The following is a 3,066-nucleotide window of genomic DNA, read 5'->3' on the forward strand; positions in this document are numbered from 1 at the left end:
GCTCATCGGCGATCACGCAGGCCATCTCGCTGGACCACAACTTGGCCAGCGCCGCCTCGATCCGGATGTCGTTGCGGCCTTCGTCGGCCATCTGACCGGACAGGTCGAGCACGGCTTCGAGCGCGTAGCACGTTGCGGCGATGAACGAGATCTTGCTGGCGACCGCCGCATGCTTGCCGACCGGCTTGCCCCACTGCACCCGTTCGGCCGACCATTCCCGCGCGATTTTCAGCAACCACTTGACCGCTCCGGTCGCCGTCGCCGGGATGGACAACCGGCCGGCATTGAGCGTGGTCAGCGCAATCTTGAGACCGTCGCCTTCGCGGCCGATCAGGTTTTCCCGAGGAACGCGTACTTTGTGCAGCCTGGTCACACCGTTTTCGATGCCGCGCAAGCCCATGAACGTGTTGCGCCGCTCAACGGTGATGCCGGGCGCATCAGCCTCGACGACAAACGCACTGATGCCGCCTCGGTGTCCCTCGCTGCGGGGCACCCGTGCCATCACCACCAGCAGATCCGCGACCACACCGTTAGTGGTCCACAACTTCACGCCCTCGAGTTCGTAGGCCTGTCCGTCGTCGATCGGGGTTGCGGTCGATGCCAGCCGCGCCGGATCCGACCCGACATCCGGTTCGGTGAGCAGAAAGGCGGAAATCGCGCCAGCGGCACAGCGCGGCAAAAACTTGCGTTTCTGTTCCTCGGTCCCGGCAAGCTTGAGCGGTTCTGGTACCCCGATCGACTGATGCGCGGACAACAGCGCGCCCAGACTCGGATGGACAGTGGTCACCATCATTAATGCGCGGTTGTAGGCGACTTGCGACATGTTCAACCCGCCGTACTCCGACGGTATCTTCATGCCGAAACAACCCAGTTCGGCAAAGCCTTTCACATATTCGTCGGGAATCTGGGCGTCGCGTTCGATCACGCTGCCGTCAACGGTTTGGAGAAATTCGCGCAACCTCCGCAGAAATTCCTCGGTGCGAGCAGCCTCGTCGTCGGATGGCCGGGGAAAGGGGTGGATCAGCTCCAACGGGAAGCGGCCGAGAAACAGCTCTTTGGCGAAGGAAGGTTTGTCCCAACCGGTTTCACGCGATTCCTCGGCGACGGCTCTCGCCTGCTCCTCGGTGACCTGAGCTTGCTGTGTCATCGGAACACCCCCTTGCTTGTTACTCCAGAGTAGCTCGCAAGTTACTCCAGAGTAGCTCTCATCGGGGCCTCAATGGTCAAGCTCGGTGCAAAGAGCTAACTAGGCATCCAGCTCCCGCGCGACTGCCTTGACGACCTCGGAGACCCGCCTGGCCGTCTTGCGGTCTGGGTAGCGGCCCTTGCGCAGCTCGGGCTGGATAGCGCTTTCCAGCAAGGTGATCATGTCCTCGACCATGCCGTGCAGCTCATCCGGGCTGTGTTTGTGTTCGGCTGCCGTCTCCCGGCGCGCTCGAGTCAAGCTGGGCGGCGGGTCGATCAACTTGAGGCTCAACGCTTGGGGGCCGCGGCGACCAGTGGCCACCCCGAACTCGACGCGCTGTCCGGCCTTGAGCCCCTCGACACCTTCGGGCAATGCCGAGGATCGGACGTAGACGTCTTCGCCGTCCTCCTGCGACAAGAAGCCGAACCCTTTGGCGGCGTCATACCACTTCACCTTGCCAGTCGGCACTGGTCTCACCTGCTTGTCTGACGGTTCACACTACGATGGGCTACACAAGGAAGCGTCCCGCCTGTGCAGGACGCGATTAAACGCTGATCCTACTCGGATGCCGGCCCGACGAGCACCCCTCTTTCCTCGGTAGGCTGGCAATACCGCTGGAGGAGATATGCGCCTAATCCTGAACGTCATCTGGTTGATTTTCGGCGGCCTATGGCTGGCCATCGGCTACCTGTTGGCGGCGCTGGTCTGCTTCCTGCTCATCATCACGATCCCATTCGGTTTCGCGGCGCTGCGCATCGCGTCTTTCGCGTTATGGCCGTTCGGGCGCACCATCGTCGAGAAGCCGGGCGCTGGAACCGGCGCGTTGATCGGCAACGTCATCTGGGTCGTGCTTTTCGGTTTGTGGCTCGCGATCGGGCATCTGGTGAGCGCGGTGGCGATGGCCGCCACCATCATCGGAATTCCGTTGGCACTGGCCAATCTCAAACTGATTCCGGTGTCGCTGGTGCCGCTGGGCAAAGAGGTCGTTCCCGTCGGCTCGACGACCCAATCGGAGTGGGTGAGCACGTGACGGTGACCGCGCTGGGTGTGCCGACGCTACGGCGCCGGGCAGACAACCCTGTGCGCGGCGATGCGCCGGCTGGCGGCCCGCTGGTGGACAGCTACGGCCGCATCGCCACCGATCTGCGGGTGTCGCTGACCGACCGCTGCAATCTGCGCTGTACCTACTGCATGCCCGCCGAGGGCCTGGAGTGGCTGCCCAGCGAGCACCTGCTGCGCCCGGACGAGTTGGCCCGACTGCTGCGCATCGCGGTCACCCGACTCGGTATCACCAGCGTGCGCTTCACCGGCGGGGAGCCGTTGTTGGCCCGGCACCTCGAAGAGGTGGTGGCCGCCGCCGCCAGCCTGCGGCCCAGGCCCGAGATTGCGCTGACCACCAACGGTCTCGGATTAGACCGGCGGGCACCGGCGCTCGCCGCAGCGGGCTTGGACCGCGTCAACGTGTCGCTGGATACCGTCGACCGCGCCCACTTCGCCGCGATCGCCCGCCGCGACCGGCTGCCTGACGTGCTGGCCGGCCTGGCCGCCGCCAAGGACGCCGGGCTGGAGCCGATCAAAGTGAACGCCGTACTCGACCCGGTGACCGGCCGCGGGGACGTCGTAGACCTGTTGCGGTTCTGCCTCGAACACGACTATCAGTTGCGGGTTATCGAGCAGATGCCGCTGGATGCCGGCCACCAGTGGCGACGTGGTGCTGCGCTCACAGCCGACGACGTGCTGGCCGCGCTGCGGCCGCATTTCCGCCTTCTGCCCGACCCGGCGCCGCGCGGTTCGGCGCCGGCCGAGCTTTGGCTGGTCGAGGACGCTGACGGGCGCACCGGAAAGCTTGGCGTTATCGCGTCGGTGTCGCACGCGTTCTG

The 3,066-nt window shown here is 64.9% G+C and carries 3 protein-coding genes and 1 pseudogene (1 of these 4 only partly in view); 2 read left to right on the forward strand and 2 right to left on the reverse strand.

Going from position 1 to position 3,066, the window contains the following annotated elements; translation table 11 throughout:
* On the reverse strand, positions 1-1,147 hold a 1,147-nt coding region (locus ACFE99_RS02450; protein ID WP_375482089.1), incomplete at its 3' end, for an acyl-CoA dehydrogenase family protein.
* 99 nt (positions 1,148-1,246) lie between these two features.
* Complete coding sequence (locus ACFE99_RS02455) at positions 1,247-1,654, reverse strand: cold-shock protein (protein ID WP_324966220.1); 408 nt, start codon at positions 1,652-1,654, stop codon at positions 1,247-1,249.
* 157 nt (positions 1,655-1,811) lie between these two features.
* On the opposite strand from ACFE99_RS02455, the gene ACFE99_RS02460 reads away from it, so the two are divergent.
* Complete coding sequence (locus ACFE99_RS02460) at positions 1,812-2,216, forward strand: YccF domain-containing protein (protein WP_375482091.1); 405 nt, start codon at positions 1,812-1,814, stop codon at positions 2,214-2,216.
* Positions 2,213-3,066: pseudogene (gene moaA / locus ACFE99_RS02465) on the forward strand (GTP 3',8-cyclase MoaA) (it continues 237 nt past the right edge of the window). Before ACFE99_RS02460 ends, moaA begins: the two are co-directional and overlap by 4 nt.

The sequence above is a fragment of the uncultured Mycobacterium sp. genome (genome assembly GCF_964249325.1).
In the GTDB taxonomy this organism is placed as follows: domain Bacteria; phylum Actinomycetota; class Actinomycetes; order Mycobacteriales; family Mycobacteriaceae; genus Mycobacterium.

Bases quoted from the DNA above. Each gene is read 5' to 3' on its own strand.
- ACFE99_RS02460 (WP_375482091.1), top strand. From the start codon at position 1,812: ATGCGCCTAATCCTGAACGTCATCTGGTTGATTTTCGGCGGCCTATGG.